This is a genomic window from Nocardia sp. Root136, assembly GCF_001427185.1.
GTDB classification, from domain to species: Bacteria; Actinomycetota; Actinomycetes; order Mycobacteriales; family Mycobacteriaceae; genus Nocardia; species Nocardia salmonicida.
In genome coordinates this window covers 254,680-276,383 of sequence record NZ_LMFE01000001.1, presented here as the reverse complement: position 1 = coordinate 276,383, position 21,704 = coordinate 254,680, and the positions used below count along the sequence as shown (strand labels likewise).

At 67.9% G+C, this 21,704-nt stretch carries 18 protein-coding genes; 5 read left to right on the top strand and 13 right to left on the bottom strand.

What is annotated here, in order from left to right:
* Positions 1-54: 54 nt before the first annotated feature.
* The gene (locus tag ASD42_RS01330) at positions 55-963 is read right to left on the bottom strand and encodes a universal stress protein (RefSeq protein ID WP_063002812.1); all 909 of its coding nucleotides are present in this window, start codon (positions 961-963) and stop codon (positions 55-57) included.
* Positions 964-1,006: 43 nt separating this feature from the next.
* On the bottom strand, positions 1,007-1,564 hold the full coding sequence (locus tag ASD42_RS01325; protein WP_056815122.1) for a flavodoxin domain-containing protein: 558 nt from the start codon (positions 1,562-1,564) through the stop codon (positions 1,007-1,009).
* A gap of 157 nt (positions 1,565-1,721) precedes the next feature.
* On the opposite strand from ASD42_RS01325, the gene ASD42_RS01320 reads away from it, so the two are divergent.
* From ASD42_RS01320 to ASD42_RS01310, 3 genes are all read left to right on the top strand, one after another.
* Positions 1,722-2,636 carry an ABC transporter ATP-binding protein gene (locus ASD42_RS01320; RefSeq protein ID WP_056809326.1) on the top strand — a complete coding sequence of 305 codons (915 nt, stop codon included), beginning with the start codon at positions 1,722-1,724 and terminating at the stop codon, positions 2,634-2,636.
* Positions 2,633-4,237 (top strand): ABC transporter permease, encoded by a 1,605-nt coding sequence (locus tag ASD42_RS01315; protein ID WP_056809323.1) that lies wholly within the window; start codon positions 2,633-2,635, stop codon positions 4,235-4,237. The genes ASD42_RS01320 and ASD42_RS01315 overlap by 4 nt, the downstream gene beginning before the upstream one ends.
* A gap of 96 nt (positions 4,238-4,333) precedes the next feature.
* Entirely contained in the window at positions 4,334-4,966 is a 633-nt protein-coding gene (locus tag ASD42_RS01310) for a hypothetical protein (protein WP_056809322.1), read from the top strand.
* A gap of 47 nt (positions 4,967-5,013) precedes the next feature.
* On the opposite strand, the gene ASD42_RS01305 is transcribed toward ASD42_RS01310, so the two are convergent.
* The 5 genes from ASD42_RS01305 to ASD42_RS01285 are packed head-to-tail and all read right to left on the bottom strand — an operon-like array spanning position 5,014 to position 10,234.
* Positions 5,014-7,044: an erythromycin esterase family protein gene (locus ASD42_RS01305; protein ID WP_056809320.1), complete on the bottom strand. Its 2,031-nt coding sequence runs from the start codon at positions 7,042-7,044 to the stop codon at positions 5,014-5,016.
* 28 nt (positions 7,045-7,072) lie between these two features.
* Positions 7,073-7,603, bottom strand: coding sequence for a GNAT family N-acetyltransferase (locus tag ASD42_RS01300; protein WP_056809318.1), 531 nt, complete (start codon positions 7,601-7,603; stop codon positions 7,073-7,075).
* Positions 7,600-8,658 carry a zinc-dependent alcohol dehydrogenase family protein gene (locus ASD42_RS01295; RefSeq protein ID WP_056809315.1) on the bottom strand — a complete coding sequence of 353 codons (1,059 nt, stop codon included), beginning with the start codon at positions 8,656-8,658 and terminating at the stop codon, positions 7,600-7,602. The genes ASD42_RS01300 and ASD42_RS01295 overlap by 4 nt, the downstream gene beginning before the upstream one ends.
* A 17-nt stretch (positions 8,659-8,675) precedes the next feature.
* Positions 8,676-9,317 carry a hypothetical protein gene (locus tag ASD42_RS01290; RefSeq protein ID WP_056809313.1) on the bottom strand — a complete coding sequence of 214 codons (642 nt, stop codon included), beginning with the start codon at positions 9,315-9,317 and terminating at the stop codon, positions 8,676-8,678.
* Positions 9,314-10,234 carry a universal stress protein gene (locus tag ASD42_RS01285; RefSeq protein WP_056809311.1) on the bottom strand — a complete coding sequence of 307 codons (921 nt, stop codon included), beginning with the start codon at positions 10,232-10,234 and terminating at the stop codon, positions 9,314-9,316. The genes ASD42_RS01290 and ASD42_RS01285 overlap by 4 nt, the downstream gene beginning before the upstream one ends.
* Before the next feature lie 206 nt (positions 10,235-10,440).
* Between ASD42_RS01285 and ASD42_RS01280 the strand changes: the two genes are divergently transcribed.
* Positions 10,441-11,439, top strand: coding sequence for a zinc-binding alcohol dehydrogenase family protein (locus tag ASD42_RS01280; RefSeq protein ID WP_056815119.1), 999 nt, complete (start codon positions 10,441-10,443; stop codon positions 11,437-11,439).
* 45 nt (positions 11,440-11,484) lie between these two features.
* Here ASD42_RS01280 and ASD42_RS01275 read toward each other — a convergent pair whose 3' ends face one another.
* The 4 genes from ASD42_RS01275 to ASD42_RS01260 form a co-directional block, all read right to left on the bottom strand.
* On the bottom strand, positions 11,485-12,975 hold the full coding sequence (locus tag ASD42_RS01275; protein WP_156677359.1) for a bifunctional aminoglycoside phosphotransferase/ATP-binding protein: 1,491 nt from the start codon (positions 12,973-12,975) through the stop codon (positions 11,485-11,487).
* An 8-nt stretch (positions 12,976-12,983) separates the two neighbouring features.
* Positions 12,984-13,727 carry an SDR family oxidoreductase gene (locus ASD42_RS01270; protein WP_056809308.1) on the bottom strand — a complete coding sequence of 248 codons (744 nt, stop codon included), beginning with the start codon at positions 13,725-13,727 and terminating at the stop codon, positions 12,984-12,986.
* Between the two features lie 40 nt (positions 13,728-13,767).
* Entirely contained in the window at positions 13,768-16,053 is a 2,286-nt protein-coding gene (gene ppsA, locus ASD42_RS01265; RefSeq protein ID WP_056809306.1) for a phosphoenolpyruvate synthase, read from the bottom strand.
* 265 nt (positions 16,054-16,318) lie between these two features.
* The gene (locus ASD42_RS01260; RefSeq protein WP_056809304.1) at positions 16,319-18,886 is read right to left on the bottom strand and encodes a cation-translocating P-type ATPase; all 2,568 of its coding nucleotides are present in this window, start codon (positions 18,884-18,886) and stop codon (positions 16,319-16,321) included.
* A 239-nt stretch (positions 18,887-19,125) separates the two neighbouring features.
* Between ASD42_RS01260 and ASD42_RS01255 the strand changes: the two genes are divergently transcribed.
* Entirely contained in the window at positions 19,126-19,797 is a 672-nt protein-coding gene (locus ASD42_RS01255) for a DUF2267 domain-containing protein (protein WP_235569262.1), read from the top strand.
* 148 nt (positions 19,798-19,945) lie between these two features.
* Here ASD42_RS01255 and ASD42_RS01250 read toward each other — a convergent pair whose 3' ends face one another.
* Together ASD42_RS01250 and ASD42_RS01245 are read right to left on the bottom strand one after the other, a co-directional pair.
* Complete coding sequence (locus ASD42_RS01250) at positions 19,946-20,353, bottom strand: hypothetical protein (protein WP_056809302.1); 408 nt, start codon at positions 20,351-20,353, stop codon at positions 19,946-19,948.
* An 80-nt stretch (positions 20,354-20,433) separates the two neighbouring features.
* Positions 20,434-21,456 (bottom strand): 1-phosphofructokinase family hexose kinase, encoded by a 1,023-nt coding sequence (locus tag ASD42_RS01245; RefSeq protein WP_056809300.1) that lies wholly within the window; start codon positions 21,454-21,456, stop codon positions 20,434-20,436.
* Positions 21,457-21,704: the final 248 nt, after the last annotated feature.

Sequence of the window (21,704 nt, the reverse complement as noted above, 5' to 3'; positions counted from 1 at the left end):
GCCGAGACGGTCTTTGCGCCTGTTCGGCGGGGACCAAATGCCCTCATCGGCGTGTCAGTCGTGGTGTACGACCATCACGGGGCACTCGGCGTGCTGCACGAGCCAGTTGCTGGTCGAGCCGAGCAGCAGACCGCGGAATCCACCCCGTCCGCGACTGCCGACGACCACGAGCTGCGCGGTCTTCGACCATTCGGCCAGCCGTTCGCGGGCCCCGAATACCTCGACTTCACGACGTACGGTGACGTCGGGGAATTGCTCGCTCCAACCGGCCAGCCGTTCGGCCAGTAGGGCGGCCTCGCCGGTCTCGAAGTCGGCGATCGGCAGCGACAGATAGCTGGAGCCGCCGAACTCACCGCGCGAGAGATCACTCCAGGCGTGCACGGCGACCAGTTCGGCGCCGCGTAGCGAAGCTTCGGCGAACGCGGCGCCGATGGCGGGTTCTCCCACGCTGCTGCCGTCGACACCCACGACCACCGGCCCCGTCAGCCGGTCCGGGTCGGGCCCGCGCACGACGACCACGGCCCCGTGCGCGTGCGAGGCCACCGCGAGCAGTGTCGAACCAAGGTGCGCGATCGAGCCTGCCCATGCCGCCGCCCCGACCACGACCAGGTTCGCCTGCGCCGATGCCGCGATGAGAGCACGGGCAGGGTTGGCGTGGGCGAGCTCGGTGGTCACGGTGACCTCCGGTGCGGCCTCTCGCGCGTCGCAGTCGGCCATGGCGATCACCTTCTCGGCAGCGTGCTGGAGATCTTGCATAGTGGCGAAGATGAACGCGTCGTATGCGCTACGCGGAGTTCCCTGCGCGATCGGCCCGGTGCAGTGCACGATGTGCAGCGCGCGCCCGCGATCGGCGGCTGTGCGGGCGGCCCAGCGCACCGCGGCTATCGATCCGGGCGAGCCGTCGGCTCCGACAACGACCGCGGCGTCGGTGTCGCGGTGCGGGGTTTCGCTGTGCTGCGTCATGGGTTCGTGCCTTCCTGACTGGTGCGTTGCGGCGGGGGAGCGATCAGGGATGGACGACAGTGACCGGGGCGCGTTGCAGCTCGAGCGCGTCACCGATCCTGGTCGACCATGCACGCACTGCCTGCCAATCGCGCAAGTCGCCGTAGCGGGCGCCACCGAGCATCCGGTACATCGTCCTGGCCCGCCACGAGACGCCCTCGCGTTCGTACCGGCCGGCGAAGGGGGTGTAGTCGCGTGGACGCAGCGTGCGGATCGCGGCGGCGATCTTGGGCGGGACCTGCCGTCCGACCCAGCGCCCGATCGGTCCGCGCAGTGCGGGGCCGAGTCCCACACTGAACAGCCAGACGTCCTTGTCCACCAAGGTGTTCAGGTTGTTGCGAAGATACGCGGAGGCCTCGGGCAGTAGATCCATGTTATGGATCGCGCTACCGATGACGAGGGTGTCGATACCCGAAAGCTCGGGTGCGTGCTCGATGTCGTGCAGTTCGGCGTGAGCGCCGCGGGCGACGAGATCGTCCCAGACGAACTCGGCGATATCGCGGGTCGAGCCCTGGGCGGTCGCGTACAGAACGGCGATGCGGGGTGTGGGTGTCGTGGTCATGATTTCAGCATCGCGCGACTGCACGGCTGCGGATCAGAGCCGTCATGCCCGCAACGAAGGGACCAATGGCACCGCTGACGGCGGTGGTGACCAACGCGGGACGGGCTGGGACTTTCGGCTCTGCCGGCGGGTAGCGCGACCGGGAAACGATCGAGTGATGACCGACGAGGCTGCCATCTCCATTTCCGGGCTGACGAAATCTTTCGGCCGCACGCGGGCGCTCGACGCACTCGACCTGACCGTTCGCGCCGGCGAGGTGCACGGATTCCTGGGGCCCAACGGCGCGGGGAAGACGACGACTATTCGCGTCCTGCTCGGGTTTATTCGCGCCGATGCGGGGACGGTACGAGTGCTGGGGTGCGATCCGTGGGCCGACGCGGTCGCTGTCCACGCCCGGCTCGCGTATGTACCGGGGGAAGTCACGCTCTGGCCGGGCATCACCGGCGGCGAGACGATTGATCTGCTCGCGAAGCTGCGCGGTGGTATCGATCCGCGTCGGCGTGCCGATCTGCTCGCCCGGTTCGAACTGGACCCGACGGTGAAGGCCCGCGCCTATTCCAAAGGCAACCGGCAGAAGGTCGCCCTGATCGCCGCCCTGGCCTCGGACGCGGAACTGCTGTTGTTCGACGAACCGACCGCAGGCCTGGATCCGTTGAAGGAAGCCGAGTTCCAGCGCTGTGTTCGCGAGCTTGTGGCGCAGGGGCGCACGGTACTGCTGTCGAGCCATCAGCTCGCCGAGGTCGAGGCGCTGTGCGACCGGGTCAGCATCGTCCGCAACGGCCACACCGTCGACAGCGGTTCGCTCGCCGAGCTGCGACACCTACAGACCACCTCGATCAGTGTGGAGACCGATCGGCCCGCCACCGCGCTCGCTGCCGTGCCGGGGGTGCGCGGGCTGACTGTGGACGGCAATCACGCTCGCTTCGACGTCGAGACCGTGCACTTCGACGGCGTGCTGCGCGCACTCGCCGACCTCGGTGTGCTCGCGATGACCAGCACCAAGCCGACCCTCGAGGACATCTTCCTTCGTCATTACGCGGCCGAGCCCGACGCCACGGTCGTTGTGTCGTGAACACCACGACCGCCTCCTCACCGACAGCGGGAGTCGCCACGCTGGCGCGCTTCGCGCTGCGCCGCGAGCGGTTCGCGCTGCCGTGGTGGCTGTTCGGGATCGGTGCCTTGATGGCGTTGCAGTCGGTGAGCAGCCAGAACTTCTACGACTCGCCCGCGAAGCTGGCGCAGTTGCGCGCCACCATGAGCGCTAACGCCGCGGTCGTCGCGATGGGCGGACCGACGAGGTTGCTCGAGACCGTCGGCGGCGAAGTGGTCTTCGAGATCTTCGCCTATCTCGCGGTCGTCGTGGCGTTGATGAACATGTTCGTGATCTGCAGGAACACGCGCTCCGACGAGGAGGCGGGGCGCGCCGAGCTGATCAGGTCGTCCCGGGTGGGACCTCAGGCGTCGGTCGTGGCGGCCCTCGTCGTCGCCGTGGTCGCGAATCTCGGTGCGGCGCTGGTCGTTTTCGTCACCGCAGCGGCGACCGGGCTGCCCGTGGTCGGTTCGGCCCTGGTCGGGGCCGCGGTCGCGGGTCTCGGGTTCACCGTCGCCGCGGCGACGACTGTCGCGGCACAGGTTTTCGAGAATCCGCGCAGCGTCTATGGGGCGATCAGCGCGTCGGTCGCAGTGGCGTATGTGCTGCGCGCGATCGGTGATGTGGGAAACGACGCGATTGCCTGGATCTCGCCGATCGGCTGGGGCCAGCGCACGTACCCCTTCGTCGACGATCGATGGTGGCCGCTGCTGTTGTTCGCCGCGACATCGGCGGTGCTGATCGCGGTGGCGTTCGCGTTGTCGCGGCGGCGGGATCTCGGTGCCGGGCTGTTCGGGTACCGGACAGGTCGCGCCACGGCATCTCGTCTGCTCGGCTCACCTGCCGGTCTCGTGTGGCGCCTGCAACGTGCGACCGTACTCGGTTGGTGTCTCGGGGCTTTCGTGCTCGGTGCCGCCTATGGATCCTTTGCCGACAGTATCGAGCAGTTCATCGCCGACAACCCCGAGATCGCCGCCTACCTGACGGGAAACGCGCGCGACGCGGTCGATTCCTATCTCTCGCTCACGCTGTCGATCATCGCGCTGCTGGCTGCTGCCTACGGGGTGTCGGGTGTGCTGCGCGCACGGTCCGAGGAGAACTCGGGACGGGCGGAGGTGGTGCTGGCGGCACCGGTCGGGCGTGTGCGATGGCTGTCCGGATATCTCGCAGTGGCGATGACCGGCAGTGCTCTCGTACTGGTGGCCGGAGGGTTGGGCGATGGGCTGGCCTACGGCATGACCATCGGCGATCCGCTGCAGTCTGCGCGTCTGGCCGCATCGGCCCTCGGTTATGTCCCCGCGGTGTGGGTGATCGTGGCGGTGACGGCCGCCGCCGTCGGCTGGGTACCACGGCACGCGGGCGCGGTGTCCTGGCTGTTCTACACCTATGTGGCTGTGGCGCTGATCTTTGCCGATGCGTTCGAGCTGCCCGCGTGGTTCGCCACCATTTCCCCCTTGCGCTACACCGCACTCGTCCCGCTGGAGGATGTCGATCCCGTGGTGAGCCTGGCTCTGCTGGCGGTGGTCGCGGGAGCGACCGGAATCGCCTGGGCCGGGTGCCGGCGCCGTGATCTCAGCCGATGAAAGGACACCGCACGCGTACGCCGCCGTGGGTGGCTCGGAAGACATTGCTGTGGTGGTCGTTTCGAGACGTGACGAACACAGATCGAGGAGGTCCCGATGCCCGTCGAAGCGGGAAAGCTGATGTGGCGCCGCTGGATCGTCTTTGTCACCGTCGGGGAGTTTCTGGGCTTCTCGGTGCCGGCGATCGTCGCGGCGTCGATGTGGGATCGCGCCGGATGGTCGGCGACAGTGTCGTTGCTGGTGGCAGGCGTGGGCGAGGGCGTGGTGCTCGGGTGGTTCCAAGCCAGGGCACTTCGCCCCACGCTTCCTGACATTCCCGGCCACGCCTGGGTCGCGGCGACGGCGATCGGCGCATCGGTCGCATGGTCGGTGGCGATGGTGCCGGTGAGCACCGATGGTTTCGCTGGTTGGCCGAGAGCGGTGGCGATAGTGGCGCTGGGTATGAGCGGCGCCGTGGTGGTGACGGCCATCGGGGTGGCTCAGTGGGTGGTCCTGCGTCGACATCTGACCGGAGCCGGCTGGTGGATCGGCGCGACCGCGCTGTCCTGGGCGGCCGGGCTGGTGGCCTTCGTGCTCTTCACCAGCCCCCTGTGGCACCCGGGGCAGCCGACCGCCGAGACAGCCCTGATCGGTATCGCAGGGGGATTGCTGATGGCCTTTGTCATGGCGTGTGTCTCGGGGCGATTCTTGGTGTGGCTTTTGCGCGCACAGGCCGGCCGTGGGCAGTGATTCGACCAGCACGGGGTCACCCGCGGGGAGACTCGCGGGTCGGCTCGTCACAGCCCTGTCGGATAGGTCTCCGGTGCTCTCGCCGCGCTCCAGCGGCCGGTGGGCTCGAGGGGCTCCAGGGCGGTGGTGCGGTCGATGTGGACGATCGCGTCGAACTGGTCGGCGGCGCGGGTGTGGAAGTAGTGGCTCTGCCGCTCGGTGCTGGGGGCGTAGACGACGCCGATGGCCCGCTGCAAGCGCGCCTGCCCGAGCGCACGCGCGGCGGCGTTGCCGGTGTCCATCCGCACCATGAACTCACCGGCGCCGGTGTCGTGCAGCAGTGTCTCCATGCTGGACGGCAGTGCGGGGCGGACGGTTTCGTGGATGGCCGAGCCACCCCACTCCTGTGCGGCGGTGACCGATCCGTAGTAGGTACTGAAGCCGATCGTTGTGCAGTGCGCACCGTGACGTTGCCGCATCAGCTGTCCGATCGTCACCTGGCCTTCGGCGCCCAGTTCGGTGGCTCGAGCGTCGCCGACATGCGAATTGTGGGCCCAGATGACGATTTTCGGAGTCCGACGGCTGCCGTGTAGGTGCTGACGAAGATGCTCACGCAGTGCGTCGAGAGTGTCGGCCATGTGTTCGTCACGAAGATTCCACGACGCGGTGTGGTTGCCGAACATCGTGCGGTAGTACCGCTCGGCGTTGCGGACCGACCACGCGTTGCGCAGGGCATCGAAAAGCTCCTCGGCGGCGATCGGGTCCGCGCCCGTCTCGGTCAATGTCCTGCGCTGGAGTTCGACCAGCTGCGTGACAACCTGGTCTTCGCAAGATCTGCCCGCGCCGAAGGCCGCCCCGTATCCGTAGGCCTGGCCGTCCTCGTTGCTGGTCTGGTCGAAACAGCCGTATCGCGCCTTGGCTCGTCGGGCGGCTCGGAGGTCGGCTCGTTCGAGGTAGCGCACCACTTCGTTCCTGGATCGATGCAGGCTGTAGAGGTCCAGACCGTAGAACCCGGTGGTGGGCTCGTCGGCGCGCACGTGGTCGTCGTTGTGGTCACGCAGCCAGCCGACGAAGTCGCGCACTACCGTATTGCGCCACATCCAGGCGGGGAACCGCTGGAATCCGCGCAGAGCTTCTTCCGCGGTGGTGTCGTTTCCACGCGCATGGACGTAGCGGTTGACGCGCGCTGCGTCAGGCCAGTCGGCCTCCACCGCGACAGCGTCGAATCCCCGCTGCTCGATCAGCCATTTCGTCATCTCGGCACGCGCGGAATAGAACTCGTGCGTTCCATGGGTGCTCTCGCCGATCAACACGATGTTCGCCGTACCGATCAGATCGTCGAGTTCGCTGTGGGAGGGAACGCCCGCGGGTGCGCCGATCGCGCATGTCCGAATCGCACGCACCGGGTCGGTCGCCGATGTCGCGAGCCCGGTCGTCGGGGTGGACATGAGCTTCTGTACCTGGTCGTCGGTGACCTGGGTGAAATCCCAGTACGACGCGCCGACGGCATGAAACGGCGACGGTATCGTCGCGCACACCACTTCATCGACCATCGCGCCGAGTTCCCGGCACGTCGATTCCGGTGCTGCGGGGATCGCGACGACGATGCGCTGAGGTTCTTGCGTTCGAATCGCGTCGATCGCGGCGAACATGCTCGCGCCGGTGGCCAGACCGTCGTCGACGAGGATCACCGTTCGCCCGGTGACCTCGAGCGGGCCTCGGTCATCGCGATAGGCGACCTCTCGTCGTGCGAGCTCGTCTGCTTCGGCGTCGGCCACGGCGCGGACCTGTTCGGAGGTCAGGCGCAGTGCCCGGACGACATCGTCGGCGAGGACTATCCGGCCTCCTGTCGCGAGCGCGCCGAAGGCGAACTCCGGGTTGCCGGGGACGCCCAGCTTGCGCACCACCAGGGCATCCAACGGTGCGTCGAGGGCTGCTGCCACCTCCCAGGCCACCGGAATTCCACCGCGCGGCAGCCCGAGCACGATCACATCATCCTGGTCCCGGTAATGCCCGAGCAGTTCCGCCATGGCCCGTCCGGCCTCTCTGCGATCACGGAAGATCCGGCGGGAATCCTCGCGCAGTGCGATCGGGTTCATTGTTGCCTCGATTCGGTTGCTTGCTGCGTCAGGTGTTCGCTCTCGCCGCACGATGTCGCCGAGAAGCCGAACTGGGCTCGGAGTTGCGCAGGTGGAATGCGATCTGGATGACGCCGTCGCTGCGGTGGGCCGAGATCGGGAGGTAGGAATCGATGATGAGTCGCATGGCTTTCGAGTTGGTCGGCACCACCTCGGCGATGAACCGGTCGAGGCCGCGGGCGCGGCCCAGCGCGGCGAGCCGATAGAGCAGGTCGGTGCCGATGCCGTGGTGTTGTTCGTCGGCGGCGGCGACCATGGCAATCTCCGCGCTGACGCCGTCGTCGAGGACGACGAAATTCGCCACGCCGATGAGATCGTCGTCGATGAAGGCTCCGACAGCGCAGTGCGTGCGATCGTTCGACGCGATCGAGCCGACCACTCGGTCGAGGTTCTTGGGCGGTGGCCCGAAGAACCGGAAGTAGCCGTCGGTGCCCGCTGGATCGGCGTGAAGTTCGAGCACCGCGGCCCGGTCGCTGGGGCGGAGTTTCCGGAAGTCGATGTTCGACGTCGCGGTCGTCATGGCTGCTCGGCCTTCGTCTGCGTGACGGTGACTTTCAGCGCGCCCGTTTCCGCGGCCCGCGCGAAAGTGTCGTAGGCGTCGGCGAATTCGCTCATCTCGAAACGGTGGGTGATCATCGGGGTGGGATCGAGATGCCCGGATCGGATCAGCTCGATCAGGCGCGGGGTCGAGTCGGTATCCACCAGACCGGTGGTGATGGTCAGATCCCGGCTCCACAGGTTCTCGAGATGGAGCGAGGCGGGTGCACCGTGCACCCCGATATTGGCGACGTGACCGCCGGGACGCACGAGATCGACGGCCAGTTCGAAGGTTTCGGGTACACCGACTGCCTCCATTGCCACATCGGCACCCCGACCACCGGTGAGCTCGGCGACCCTGGCGCGCACATCGTCGCGGCCGCTGTTGAGCACCGGCTCGGCACCGAGTTCGCGCGCGGCCGCCAACCGGGTGTCGGCGAGATCGATGACGATGATGCGGCTCGGGCTGTAGAGCCGCGCGGTCATGACCGCGGCCAGGCCGATCGGCCCCGCGCCCACGATGACAACTGTGTCGCCGGGCCGCACCCTGCCGTTGCGCACGCCGACTTCGTAGCTGGTGGGCAGGATATCGGCCAGCATGAGCATCTGCTCGTCGCTGATACCGGGCGGGATCGGGTGGGTCGACATATCGGCGAACGGCACGCGCACCGATTCGGCATGGGTGCCATCGATTTCGTGGCCGAGCAGCCATCCGCCGCCGCCGGTGCACTGCCCGTAGCGGGCCTCGCGGCAGGACGCACAGCTTCCACACGCGGAGATGCACGACACGAGAACGCGATCGCCGACCCGGAGGGTGCGCACAGCGCTGCCGACAGCGGCAACGGTTCCGACGGCCTCGTGACCGAGAATCCGTCCGCGCTCGACCTCGGGCACGTCACCCTGGAGAATGTGTAGGTCGGTCCCGCAAATGGTGGCTGTGTCGACGGTGACGACAGCGTCGGTGCTGTCGAGGATCACCGGATCGGGGACCTCGCGGCGGTGCGGACGTCCTGGGCCGTCGTAGACCATGGCGAACATCGAAGACTCCTTTCGGATCAGAATGCGCTATGACTCATGACCATGCGCTCGGCACGGGTTCGGATGCCCGAGAGCATCTTTCGCTCCATGATCAAGCTGCCCGGTTCGGCGACGAGCCGGGTGAACAACCGTGAGCTCGGCGACGCTCCGGTCAGTGAGATGAGATTGCGGCTGATCAGCCGGGTACCAGCGGGTTCGGGGTAGAGGGTGAATGACCAGACCCAGTTGCCGTCCTCGGAGCTGAACACGAGCGACCGGTCGGTTTCGAGCACTCCGATCCGCATCCGGGGGCCGTTCGTGCCGAGCGCGATCACGTCGCCGAGTGCCGGATGCTGGAATTCGGGCAGGATCTCGTCGGCGCTGTGCATGTCGAGGCCGAGGAGGTTCTCGATCCAGTCGTAGGTATACGCGCCGCCGCGCCCGGGACCGATCTGCACGAGCCACGGCCAGATCGCCGCTGGGTCGGCCGCGACGGTGATCGCCCTAGTTGTTCGAATATCAGGGTTGGAGAGCAATTCGTCGCCGGGCATTGTTCGCTCCGCTTCGTCGCGGGTCGCGCCCCAGGTCGCGATCCGTTTTCGCAGGAGAGCCGAATATCCGAGCGCGAGTCCGGCGACGTAGGTCGCGGTACCGATGGTGAAAGCTGTGGTGTTCTTCATCGCGGGTCCTCGACGGCCGGGTGCGCGACCATGACGGGGCAGTGGGCGTGCTGGACAAGCCAATTGCTGGTCGAACCGAGGACGAGACCGCGCAGCCCACCCCATCCGTGGCTCCCGACGACGACCATTTGCGCCGAATCCGACCAATCCTGCAGGCGGTGGCGCGTCTCGCCGCCGTAAACCCGATGCGTCACAATGACATCCGGGTACTTCTCGTTCCAGCCGGCCAGGCGCTCGGCCAGCAGCGCTTGTTCGGATGTCGTCAGATCCTCGACGGCGAACTCGCCGGCGAATTCACCATAGGACGTGTCATTCCACACGTGGACGGTGACGAGCGGCGCGGTGCGTTCGGACGCTTCGGTGAACGCCGCGGCGATGGCTTGCTCGCTGGTCGGGCTGCCGTCGACTCCGACGACGATCGGCCCGGTATTGCGGGGCAGCGCGCCGTCGCCGGTGTCGTTGACCACCACGATCCGGCCCGAGCCGTGGGCGGTGACGGCCAGCAGCGTCGAACCGAGATGCGCGAGCGTGCCGACATCCGGTGTCGCTCCGAGCGCGACGAGATAGGCATGGTGCGACAGCGCGATCAGCGTTTGCGCCGGGTGGCCCGCGTCGAGTTCGGTCCCGATCACCAGTCCGGGTGCGATGTCGTGAGCCATGCGCTGGGCAGCCGCGAGGACTTCGGTGCCCTGGGTGCGTACTTCGTCGATGACCGACGGTGCGACGACGGCATAGGGATTCACTGCCGCGACGTGCGCCAGATCGAGTCCGTGCACGATCAGGAGGCGGCGGCCCCGGTCGGCAGCCGTCTGCGCGGCCCAGCGAACGGCGATGTCGGCGGCCTCCGATCCATCGGTACCGACGACGACGGCGGATGTCGCGAGCTCGTGCGCGTGGTCGGTGAGATGAGTGCTCATGATGAGTGCCCCAATCGACGTGTACGGTGCGGATACTTCGACGGTAGGAAGCGCCGCGCCGGATGACTGCTGGCGTAGGTCCCCGACCGAAGGGCCGATCGGACACAGTTTCGATATCGACCGCCCACGCCTGTCGGTTGTGCTCGGCACGTGCGAGGCTGGACACCGGCAGCGATCGACGAGCAGACCTTCGGAGCGATCACATGATGCGAGTCTGGCGAGTCCGACGACCCGGTCCCGTCGCGACCGGGCCCCTTCGGATGGGTCGCGAGCCGGTTCCCGTGCCCGAGCCTGGGGAGTTGCTGGTGCGGGTCTTGTCCTGTGGGGTCTGCCGCACCGACCTGCACGTCGTGGAAGGTGATCTGCCTGTGCACCGGCAAGGAGTGACGCCCGGGCACGAAGTGGTCGCCGAGGTGGTTGCCGTTCCGGACGGCTGCACCGATGTCGCGGTGGGTGATCGCGTCGGTGTCGCGTGGCTGCGGCACACGTGTGGTCACTGTCGTTATTGCCGGCGTGGCGCCGAGAATCTCTGTCCGCGCTCGCGCTATACCGGATGGGACGCCGACGGCGGCTATGCCGAATTCGCCACCGTACCTGTCGAATTCGTGCTGCCGTTGCCGACAGGGTACGACGACGAGGAGTTGGCGCCGTTACTGTGCGCCGGCATCATCGGCTATCACGCGCTCGTGCGCGCCGAGGTCCCGGAGGGTGGTGTGCTGGGCATCTACGGCTTCGGCGGTAGTGCCCACATCACCGCGCAGATCGCGATCGCGCGCGGTGCGCGGGTGCATGTGATGACCCGCGGTGTCGCGGCCCGGGAACTGGCGCTCGCTCTCGGTGCCGACTCGGTGCAAGAGGCCGCGGACGCTCCACCTGAACCCTTGGATTCGGCGATCCTGTTCGCGCCCGCCGGCGAATTGGTGCCGCCCGCGCTCGAGGCGCTCGACGGCGGCGGCACACTCGCCGTCGCCGGCATCCACCTCAGCGATATCCCCGCACTGAACTATCAGCGACACCTGTTCCGGGAACGCCAGATTCGTAGTGTCACATCCAATACCCGAGCTCAGGCCCGCGAGTTTCTCGCCCTCGCACAGCAGCACCGGCTGGTCGTGTCGACTCATCGGTACCCGCTCGACCACGCTGACCGCGCACTGTCCGATCTGGCTCAGGGCCGGTTCGATGGGGCAGCGGTCCTCGTGCCATGACGCGCCACTCGTCGAATGACGCGGTGTCGTTGTGTTCTGCCACCGTCATGGTGCCGTGAGTTCCAACCCGGCAGTGTGGTGGGTGCCGCTGTGCCAGGCGCCGAGGGCAACCGCGACGGAATCGGCGAGGGGCCCGGTGGTGTCCACGGTGACCGCTTCGGGCCACGGCACCGCAGTCGCTGCCATGGCATCGGCGATGGCAGAGGTCGCATCCGATTCGTGCGTGCGTCGGTGTCCGATTCTCTGATGCGCCAGATCGGTGGGACAGACGCAATGCAGGGAAACGAGATCGGCCGATACCGCGTCGGCCATCTGAGTGGCGTGTCGGCGATTGTCGGGGTCGATCCAGCTCGCGTCAAGGATCACCGACACCCCTGACGTGAGTAGAACCCTTGCCCGCCAGAGCAATTCGTCGTAGACGCGGGCCCGTCCGGCGGCGCAGTAGCGGCCGGCGCCGAAGCGACCGACCTCCTCGTTCAGCGCTCCGACCCGAGCCAATTCCTTGCGAACGTGGTCGCTGGCGAAGACGACCGCGCCGGTGGCCTCCGACAGTTCCGCCGCGACCGTCGACTTGCCCGTTCCGGGCAGCCCGCCGATCAGGGTGAGCCGTACTGTCGCCCGTTCCAGTCGTCGGGCGGCGATGGACAGGTGTTTGCGTAGTCGCGGGCCTGCTGCGGGCTCGCCTTGTCCGAGGCGGATCAGATCCACCTTCGCCCGGACCGTCGCCCGGTAGGCGATGTAGTGATCGCGCAACGAAGTGGGCGCGGGGTCGCCCGCCGCGCGGAGATAGTCAGCGACCAAGCGATCGCCGAGTTCGGCGTGACCGAGGAAGTCGAAGTCCATGGCCAGGAACGAGATGTCGTCGCACCGGTCGACATAACGCAATCGGTCATCGAAGTCCAGGCAATCGAGCACCCGAAAACCGTCCGGCAGGTCGAAGATGTCTTCGGCGAGCAGATCGCCGTGGCCGTCGACGATGCGGCCATCGTTGATCCTGTTGTCCAGCAATGATGTTCGACCGTCGAGGTAGCGCATTGCCCGGTGATCGATGCGCTCGACCATCGGGAGGTCGACGAGTTCTCCCGAAGCTTCTCGCAACGGGCTGAGCAAGGATCGCCACCGAGCGCGCAGCGCGTCGGCGGAGCCCTCACGGTCGATCTCGGAACTGCGTCGGGCACGGTCGTGGAACCGGACCAGCAGGCTGACCAGGGCGGGCAGATCGACCGGGGGTTCTTCGTCCCCGGCGGTGAGCAGGTTCGACAGTCGTCGGTCCTCGGGCATCCGGCGCATGACCAGGACCGGCTCGGCGGGCCCACCCCCGACGTCGCTGAGGTGCGCGACGCCGAGGTAGACATCCGGCGCCAGCCGCCGGTTCAGTTCCAGCTCACGCGCACAGGCGTCTTCGCGCAACGCTACGGTGCTGAAGTCGAGGAAGTCGGTGCGCAGCGCCTTCTTCACCTTGTACGCGCGATCACCACAGAGCAGTACGACGCCGGAATGTGTCTCGTGTACCCGCGCCGGTACCGGGATGATCACGGCTGTGCTCAGTTCTCCGCGACGAGCGAGGCGCCCGCCGTGGCACCGCCGTCGAGCACGAACTCCGAGCCGGTGGAGAAGGTCGCCTCCGTCACGATGAAGCCGACCATCGCGGCGACCTCGTCGGGCTCACCGAAACGGGGGAGCGGTTGTCCTGCGGCGATACTCGGGTCCATGCCCGCGGTCATCGGGGTGCGGATGGGCCCCGGATGGACCGAGCACACACGAATGCCCGCGTCGCCGAGTTCGATCGCCGCGGCCTTGGTCAATCCGCGCAGTCCCCACTTGCTGGCGACGTAGCCGGAGATTCCGGAATAGCCGATCAGTCCGGCCGTCGAGGAGACGTTGACGATGACGCCGTCACCCGCGGCGCGCAGCCGTGGCGCGGCCAGGTGCATGCCGAGCCAGGAGCCGACCAGATTGACGTCGAGAACGTGGCGGAACTGGCTGGGCGATTCGGTCTCGACGCCGCCGAAGTCGAGGATGCCCGCGTTGTTGACCAGGACCGCGAGTGGTCCGAATGTCGCTTCGGCGTCGTCGAGCACACGGCGCCACTCGTCCTCGTCGGTGACGTCGAGGTGGCGGAAGATCGCTTGCGAGCCGAGCGCGTCGGCAGTGGCCGCGCCGTCGCGCTCGAGCAGATCCGCGACGACGACGCCGGCTCCGGCCTTGGTCAGTGTGCGTGCGACGGCGGCACCGATACCGCGCGCACCGCCGGTGACGACGACGCTGCGGCCATGAAGATCGGACATGATCGAACCTTTCGTAGGGGTGTTCAGGAAACCCGGGAGTTCAGCGATGGTCGGAAGGGTTCGTGGCGAGTGCGTGGTCGAGGAGGACCCGCCGTTCGGCGGCGGCGACGACCCGGCGGGTGTCGGCTATGGCGTCGGGGGTTACCGAGATCGAGGTGATGCCCCACCGCACGAGGTTCTCGGCGAAGGCTGGATGATTCGACGGCGCCTGGCCGCACAGCGAGGACGTCACGCCGAGCCGACGTGCGGTGGCGATGATGTGTGAGATCGCTCCCAGCACGGCGGGATCGGATTCGTCGAAAAGCTCGGCGCACTGCTCGGAGTCACGGTCGACGCCCAACATCAGCTGTGTCAGATCGTTGCTCCCGATGGAGACGCCGTCGATCCCGAGCCCGATGTATTCGGGCAGCCAGTGCACCACCGAAGGCACTTCGGCCATCACCCATCGGTGCAGTCCGCGCTGGTGGCCGAGCGGGCTGGCGTCGATGAGTTCGAGGCAGGCCTCGAGTTCCCACCGGGTACGGACGAAGGGGATCATCACGTGCAAGTTGGGGTGGCGTTGCCGAGCATGGGCCAGCGCGGCCAGCTCCACCGCGAAAAGATCGGGTTCGCGAATGTAGCGATAGCAGCCGCGGTAGCCGATCATCGGATTGTGCTCCACGGGTTCGTAGTGCTCGCCGCCACGCAGAGCGCGGAACTCGTTGCTGCGGAAGTCGGTGGTGCGGTAGACGACGGGACGTGAGCCGAAGGGCTCAGCGATGCGGCACAGCGACTCGCTCATGCGATCGATGAACAGCTGCTGCTCGCCGCGGGCGATGAGGTCGCGGGGGTGGCGCCCGTCCAGTGCTTCGGTCAGCAGGGTTTCCGCCCGGAGCAAGCCGACACCGTCGACGTCGCCGGCGGCGATCAGCGCGGCGCGCTCGGGGGTCGCGAGGTTGACGTAGATCTTGGTCGCGGTGGGTGCCGAGGCAGGGGGCGCCGGTCTCGGGGTGGTGGTCGCCGCGACGTCGTGGCGGCCTGCGGTGACTTCACCGGTGGAGCCGTCGACGGTCACCAGCGTGCCGTCGGTCAGTGTCGTCGTGGCGTCTCGAGCGCCGACGATGCACGGGATCCCGAGTTCTCGGGCCACGATGGCGGCGTGGCAGGTCATGCCGCCACTGTCGGTGACCACCGCGGCCGCCCTGGCCAGGGTGGGTAGCCAGTCCGGGTTGGTCATCGGCGCGACGAGCACCTCACCGTCGCGTAGCAGCGATCCCGTGTCCGGTGTCGCCAGCACTCGCGTGTGTCCTGACGCCGAGCCGGGCGCCGCACCCACGCCTCTGATGAGCACCTCGCGCGCGGAACCGCGGGTACTCGGCGGCTCGGTCGCGCCGGTCGGTGTGGTGATCGGCCGGGCCTGGACGATCCAGAGATCGGTGTGATCGAACGCCCACTCGATGTCTTGCGGGATACCGTGGTGATGGGCGGCGATGGCGAGCGCCGACGCGGCGACAGCGCGGGCCTGCTCGTCGGTCAGCACCGGGGTTCGTGCGTCGGCGTCTGACAGCTCGATCCGCTGATCGCCGTCGGGCCCGGCGACCACAGCGAATTGCTGGTGTCCGCGACGGGTGTGGAGCAGAGTCGGCCCATCGGCGTCGAGCAGATAGGTATCCGGCTCGACCTCGCCGGAGACCACCACCTCACCCTGGCCCCTGGCCGCCTCGACGACCACACGATCCAGTCGCCCTGTCGTCGGATCGGCGGTGAAGGCGACCCCGGAGCGTTCGGCGGCGACCATTCGCTGCACCACCACCGCCATCACCGGTCGCCCGTGCATCCCGCGCCGTGCTCGATAGGTGAGTACCCGCGGGGTGAACAGCGAGGCCCAGCAGTCGATCACCGCGTGTAGCAGCGCGTCGTCGCCGCGCACGTTGGTACGGGTCACGTTCATTCCGGCGAACGAGGCGCTTGCGCCGTCCTCACCGATCGCCGAGGACCGGACCGCGACCGCCACCTCGTCACCCAGCGCGTGATAGGCCGCCAGGACGGGTGCGCGGACTGTGTCGGAGAGTTCGGTGGCGCGGACGAGTGCTCCCATCCGGTCGCACAGTGCGATGACGGCCGCGGCGTCGGCGGTCGATGCCAGGGCCTGGCCGTGCAGCCGGTCCAGTTCGGCGCCCGCGGGGCCGTCGGTCAGTGTGTGCTCGTAGGAGGCCGCGAGGATCACGAACCCCGCTGGGACCGGGAGCCCCGCGGCGACGAGTTCGCCGAGATTGGCGCCCTTGCCACCGGCTCGGTCGGCGTCGGCCAAGCGCAATCCACTGAATTCGGTGACGAATTCACCCATGTCGTATCCCCTCGTTTCCGGCTGGTCGTCGGTTGGTTCCCAGCGTCGTCGGCTCCCGGATCGGTCGATACGGCCGAAGGTCCTGACGGGGTTGGCATTGGTCCTCGCCCGCCGGGCCGTGCGGACGGGTCCGGACCGAATGGCAGGGCCGGACAGGTCCCCGTCGGCGGGGACAACAGCACGACCTCCACGCGGACGACAACGACGTCGATCAGGTAGCGGTTACCGACACAACGAGGTGACGGCGCCGCTCGTGCGAGAGGTTTCACACCGCGTGCGTCGAAGGGGTCCGACCGATCCGATGCCGGTGTCGACGAGCGCGCAGCATCTTGTGCGCGGTGTCGGCCACCAGCAACGCTGGTATCGCGCAGGCCGCGAGCAGCCAGCCCAACGCGGTAGGAGCGGTGCCGCCGAGCAGGCGCGGCAACGGCGGCACCCAGAGAAACACCGCCAGCAAGCCGAGTTCGATCGCCACTGTGTAGAGCAACAGCGGGTTGCCCTTCCACCCGATCGCTCCGACCCACCGCGATTCGCTGCGACAGGCGAAGGCGTTCGCCAACTGGCCGAAGACGATGGCGACGAACAGCGCCCCCGATGCCGAGGCGAGTACTTCGACATCCACCTCGGCACCAGGACTCCAGCCCGCCACCGCGAGTACGGTCAGGAACGCGATCATGCCGATGCCCGCTTCGGCGGGACCGAGAACGCCGAACACTCTGCGTAACAACCGTGGATCGATGAGTGCGCCGATCTTCGCCCGCCCGGACATCGTGCGTCTATTCGGCGGTTCCGCACCGAGTGCCAGCGCGGGCAGCATGTCGGTGCCGATGTCGAGGGCGAGCACCTGCAGGACGGTGAACCCGAGCGGAATGGTGCCGCCGCTGGCCGCCCACAGGGCAAAGGGCGCGAGTTCGGCGACATTGTCGGTGAGGTGATAGGTGAGGAACCGTCGAATATTGGCGAAGGTCGCGCGCCCGAGCCGGACCGCCGCGACGATGGTGCCGAAATGGTCGTCGAGCAAGACCAGATCGGCTGCCTCGCGCGCGACGTCGGTCCCGGATGCGCCCATGGCGATGCCGATGTCGGCGGTGCGCAGGGCAGGACCGTCGTTCACGCCGTCGCCGGTCATCGCGACCACGTGGCCTCGCTGCTGCAGGGCCGCCGCTATCCGCAGCTTCTGCTCGGGCGAGACTCGTGCGATCACCACACCGCCTCGTTCGAGCAGATCTGCCAGCCGCGTGTCGTCGGTGGGCAGGTCCTCGCCCACCACCACGACTCGGTCCGGGCCGAACAGCCCGACCTGCTCGGCGATGGCGGCGGCGGTGCCGGGATGGTCACCGGTCACCATCGCCAGCTCGATTCCAGCGCTGCGACAGGCCGCGATCGCCTCGGCCACGTCCTCGCGCGGCGGGTCCTCGAGCCCGATCACTGCCAGCAGCCGCGCCTTCGGGCGAGCTTGCTCGGCTCGGGCAACGGCGATGACACGTAGACCACGCTCGGTCATTCCGGTGATCTGCGCGGCGAGGGCGTCGCTGTCGTTGTCGTTGTCGCACAGCGCGAGTACCGCTTCCGGTGCGCCCGTGATGTGCTCACCATCGGCATCGATCACCGAGGCGCGACGAGTGTGGGAGTCGAATGGTGTCCGTTGGTCGGGCGGCGGCGGTTCGCCGGCGCCGATGCCCGCGGCGAATACATGCACCGCAACTTCCATCGGGTCGCCGATCGGTGTCCACTTCCCGTCCCGCCGCTGGGCGTGGGCATCGGGCGAACAGCGGGCGGCGGAATCCGCGGCCGTGCGCGCGGCGCGGAGCGCGGCGTCGGTCCCGTGCAGTCTCCTGGCGGGTTCGTATCCCGCGCCGTCCACCGTCACCGAGCCGCACGGTGTCCAGACCTCGACCACCTGCATCTCGTTGCGGGTCAGCGTGCCGGTCTTGTCCGTGCAGATGAAGGTGGTCGCGCCGAGCGTCTCGACCGCTTCGAGCCTGCGGACCAGCGCATGCTCGGTCGCCATCCGCTGTGCGGCGCGCGCGAGCGACAAGGTCACCGTCGGGAGCAGACCTTCGGGGACGAGAGCGACGGTGACTCCGATGGCGAACAGCAGGCTTTCGGTGAGGTCGCGCCCCAGTGCGGCGAAGACGCCGAACGACACCACCCCGACGAGTACCGCGATGAGCGCGACCAGCCGCACCACCCGATGCAGCTGACGGGTCAGCGGGCTCGGCGGCCGGGTTGCCTGCTCGGTGACGGCGGCGAGTGCGGCCAGGCGGGTGGCCGATCCGATCGCACGCACCTCCGCCTCGCCCTGCCCGGTGACTATGTAGGTGCCGGCCAGTACCGGTTCGTTCATCATCCTGGCGATCGGTTCGGCCTCGCCGGTCAGCATCGATTCGTCGGCGGCCAGCTGCCGCGACGCGCGCACCGTCGCGTCGGCGCAGACTCGATCGCCCGGCTCCAGAACCAGCAGGTCACCCACCACCAGGGTGCGCGATTCCACCGTCACGACGTGCCCGTCGCGCCGCACCCGAGCCTGCATCGGGAGTAGCGCGCGCAGGCCCTCGGCGGCGCGGTCGGCCCGGAACTCCTGGACGAACGCGAACACACCGTTGAGCACGACGACGCAGCCGATCGCCACTGCGAGCACCGGCATGCCCGCGACGAGTGCCAGGACGGCGGCGACCCACAGCATCGCGGCGAAGAAATGTGTCAGTTGCGCCGCGAACTGCGCGACGCGGTTCGGCCTGGGTGGCTCGGGCATGGTGTTGGGTCCGTCACGCCGATGCCGCAGGGTCGCTTCGGCGTCGGTCAGTCCCGGCCGGTCGACCGTTATCGCCATAGCGGCCTCCTTTTCGCTGGTCCGGCGGCTGCCATGGCCCAGTCTGTCGAGGCGAACCCGGACGCGGCTACGGCCGAAGTGCCCTGCGAGAGGACAAAAGGACACAACTAGGGGGTGGGCTGAGCCGCCGCCACGGCGACGACCAACGGCACTCGCGGCGGGGTCTGTGGTCCCTGGTCGCGCCCATCGGATCCTTGGTCGAATCGACACACGTTCGATTCGACGAGCAGGAGATGACCATGACCCACCACGACCCGCTGGCTCCGACGGTCCACACCGCCCATGTGTGGTTGCACGCTGTCGCCGAGAGCCTCGACACCGAGGACCGCCGTTTCGCATTGCGCGCACTACGTGCGTGGTTGCACACCGTGCGCGATCGGATCGGGGTCGACAGTTCGGCGCACTTGTCGGCCCAGCTGCCCGAACTGCTTCGCGGCGTCTACTACGAGAACTGGGTACCGAGCCATGTGCCGGTACGGCACGGCTTGCGTGAGTTCCTCGCTCAGTTCGCCAGGGAGGCCGGTGTTGCACCCGCCGAAGTGCCCGCGGTCGTTGCTGCGGTGACCTTCGCGTTGGAGGAGCTGTTCTCGCCGGGCCTGCTCAGCCGTACATTCGCGGCAATGCCGCAGGAGCTGTATCGCCTCTATTACGGGGCGAGTTCGGATATCGCGGGCCGGGTACACCCGGTCGAGGACCTCGACGGCGCCGAAGAATCGGTGCCGGGCGACCTCGTCGCGCGGCTGGAACGCCGGGTTCTGGCCCTGACCGACGCGGTCGCGGCACTCAGCGCGGGCCTGGCACAGCTGCCCACCGACCCTGCCGATGACACGCGGGCCGCCGACGCGGCGCGGCGTGCGCACGACCTGCTGCTGGCGGGCGGTCTGGTCGGCCCGGATCACCGGTCGGCGTGATCGTGGATGAACCGCTCCTGTCGAATGCTGTCAGTGGTTTCCGCGAGTCGAGATGTAAGTCGAGGCGACAACCATCAGCGCGAAGATGATCGCGATCAATACGGCGGCGAGTGGCCAGTTCATTGTTGTTCCTTTCGTGGTCGGCGAATCAGATCGGGCGGTGTCGAAGGCGGTAGGCGAGGGCGCACACGGCGAGTCCGAGCACACCGAATAGCGGCTGGAGCCAGTGGAATCTGCCGATGACAAGCGGTTGTACCGTGACCCAGCCGATCAGCAGCAGACCGCTGGTGAAGGCGATCGGCACCATATGTAGGTCGGCGCGCAGAGTCGCAATGGCGGTGGCCGACATCGGGAGACCGACGATCAGTGCGAGCATGCAGCCCGCGAAGAACGGACTGGCGAACGGGAGGTGCTCGGTCACCTCCGCACCCAGATCGGCACCGCCTCCGGCGAGACCCACGGCACCGGCGAATGCCCACAGCGCCACGAAACCGGACGTGCCGATCAGCGACGTGCGCACTGCGCGATCCGACTTGCGTTCGCTCAATGTGGACATTACTTCCTCCGGAATATGGGCGAGAGGCGGTTCGACAAATGCCTTGCGGCACAACTCGATTGTTGTCGCCGTCCCCCTGTTCAGCCGAGGGTCTGAAAGCCCTTCTCGGGGTGACCAAGGTCTTCCCTGTTCCCCTCGTCGGATATGCGCACGATATCGATATCGGCGGTCAAAGATTCGAGCGTCGCGGGGTCGAAGACATCGGTACCGGGAAGTACGACGGTTGCCGCCGCCGCGGCAACGCCGACCGCGCAGGCGTCCAGCATCCGGTCTCCGCAGCTCAGCCGATACGCGACCGCGGCGACCAGGCTGTCACCCGCGCAGGCGTCGCTGCGCGCCGGTGACGGCAGCCTCGGCGCGGCCAGCTCGTAGTGGGCGCGACTGTCGGAACAGACCGCACCGAGCGCACCGACCGTGGTGATGACGTGCTCGCAAGCGCCACGTTCGAGCAGCAAGGTGTTCACGGCGCGCGCGTCGGCGAAGGTCGTGACGGGATGTCCGAGCAGCGCGCCCGCCTCGGTTCGGTCGAGCCGGAGCAGGAAGACCCGCTCGCGCAACATCGTCGTCAGTTGTGCCCCGGCGATGTCGGCGATGAGCCGCGCGCCGCGGGCGCCGACGGTGCGGGCGACAGCGGCGCTGAAATCCTCACTCAGGCCGGGAGTCGCGCTCCCGGAGAGGACGAAATAATCGCAGCGCCCGGCGATTTCGGCGATCGTATCGAGACAGCGTTGTTGCTCGGTCCTGGTAAGGACCGGGCCGGGCGCCACGATGTGATAGCTGCGCCCCTCGGCGTTGTCCGCGAGCACGAATGCCTCACGGGTGTCTTCGGCGATCTCGATGGATTCGTGCTCCAGCTCCTCGTCATCGAGCAGTCGTTCCAGGCGTGCGCCGGTTTCGCGGCCGCAGGTGTGCACGGCAACGGCCGCGCCGCCGAGTCTCCGAACACAGCGAGCCACGTTGATCCCGCCGCCGCCGCCACGAATCGAGTGCACCTGCGCGCGGGACTTTCCCTCCGGTAGCAGGTGCGCGACGACGAGCGAGAGGTCGACGGTGGGATTGACGGTGAAAGTGGCGATCGGCACCGAACGCGGCGAGACGGGCATGACGTCAGCGTCTCGCGCTCGAGGGGCGCGCTGTCAGAGACACATATGCCCGGACGAGGCCCACGAGCACGAGTGCTTCGGCGCCGAGTACGCAAGTGAGCAGCCCGTTCATGGTTGTCCTTTCGACGCGTCGGTCAGGCTTGGACGGTGACGGCCTGGGCAGAGGAGGCCGCAGCGAGTCGACGTATTCCGGTGATGACGACGACGGTTTCGTTGCCATGGTGCCAGCGTCGCTCGAGACCGGGGCA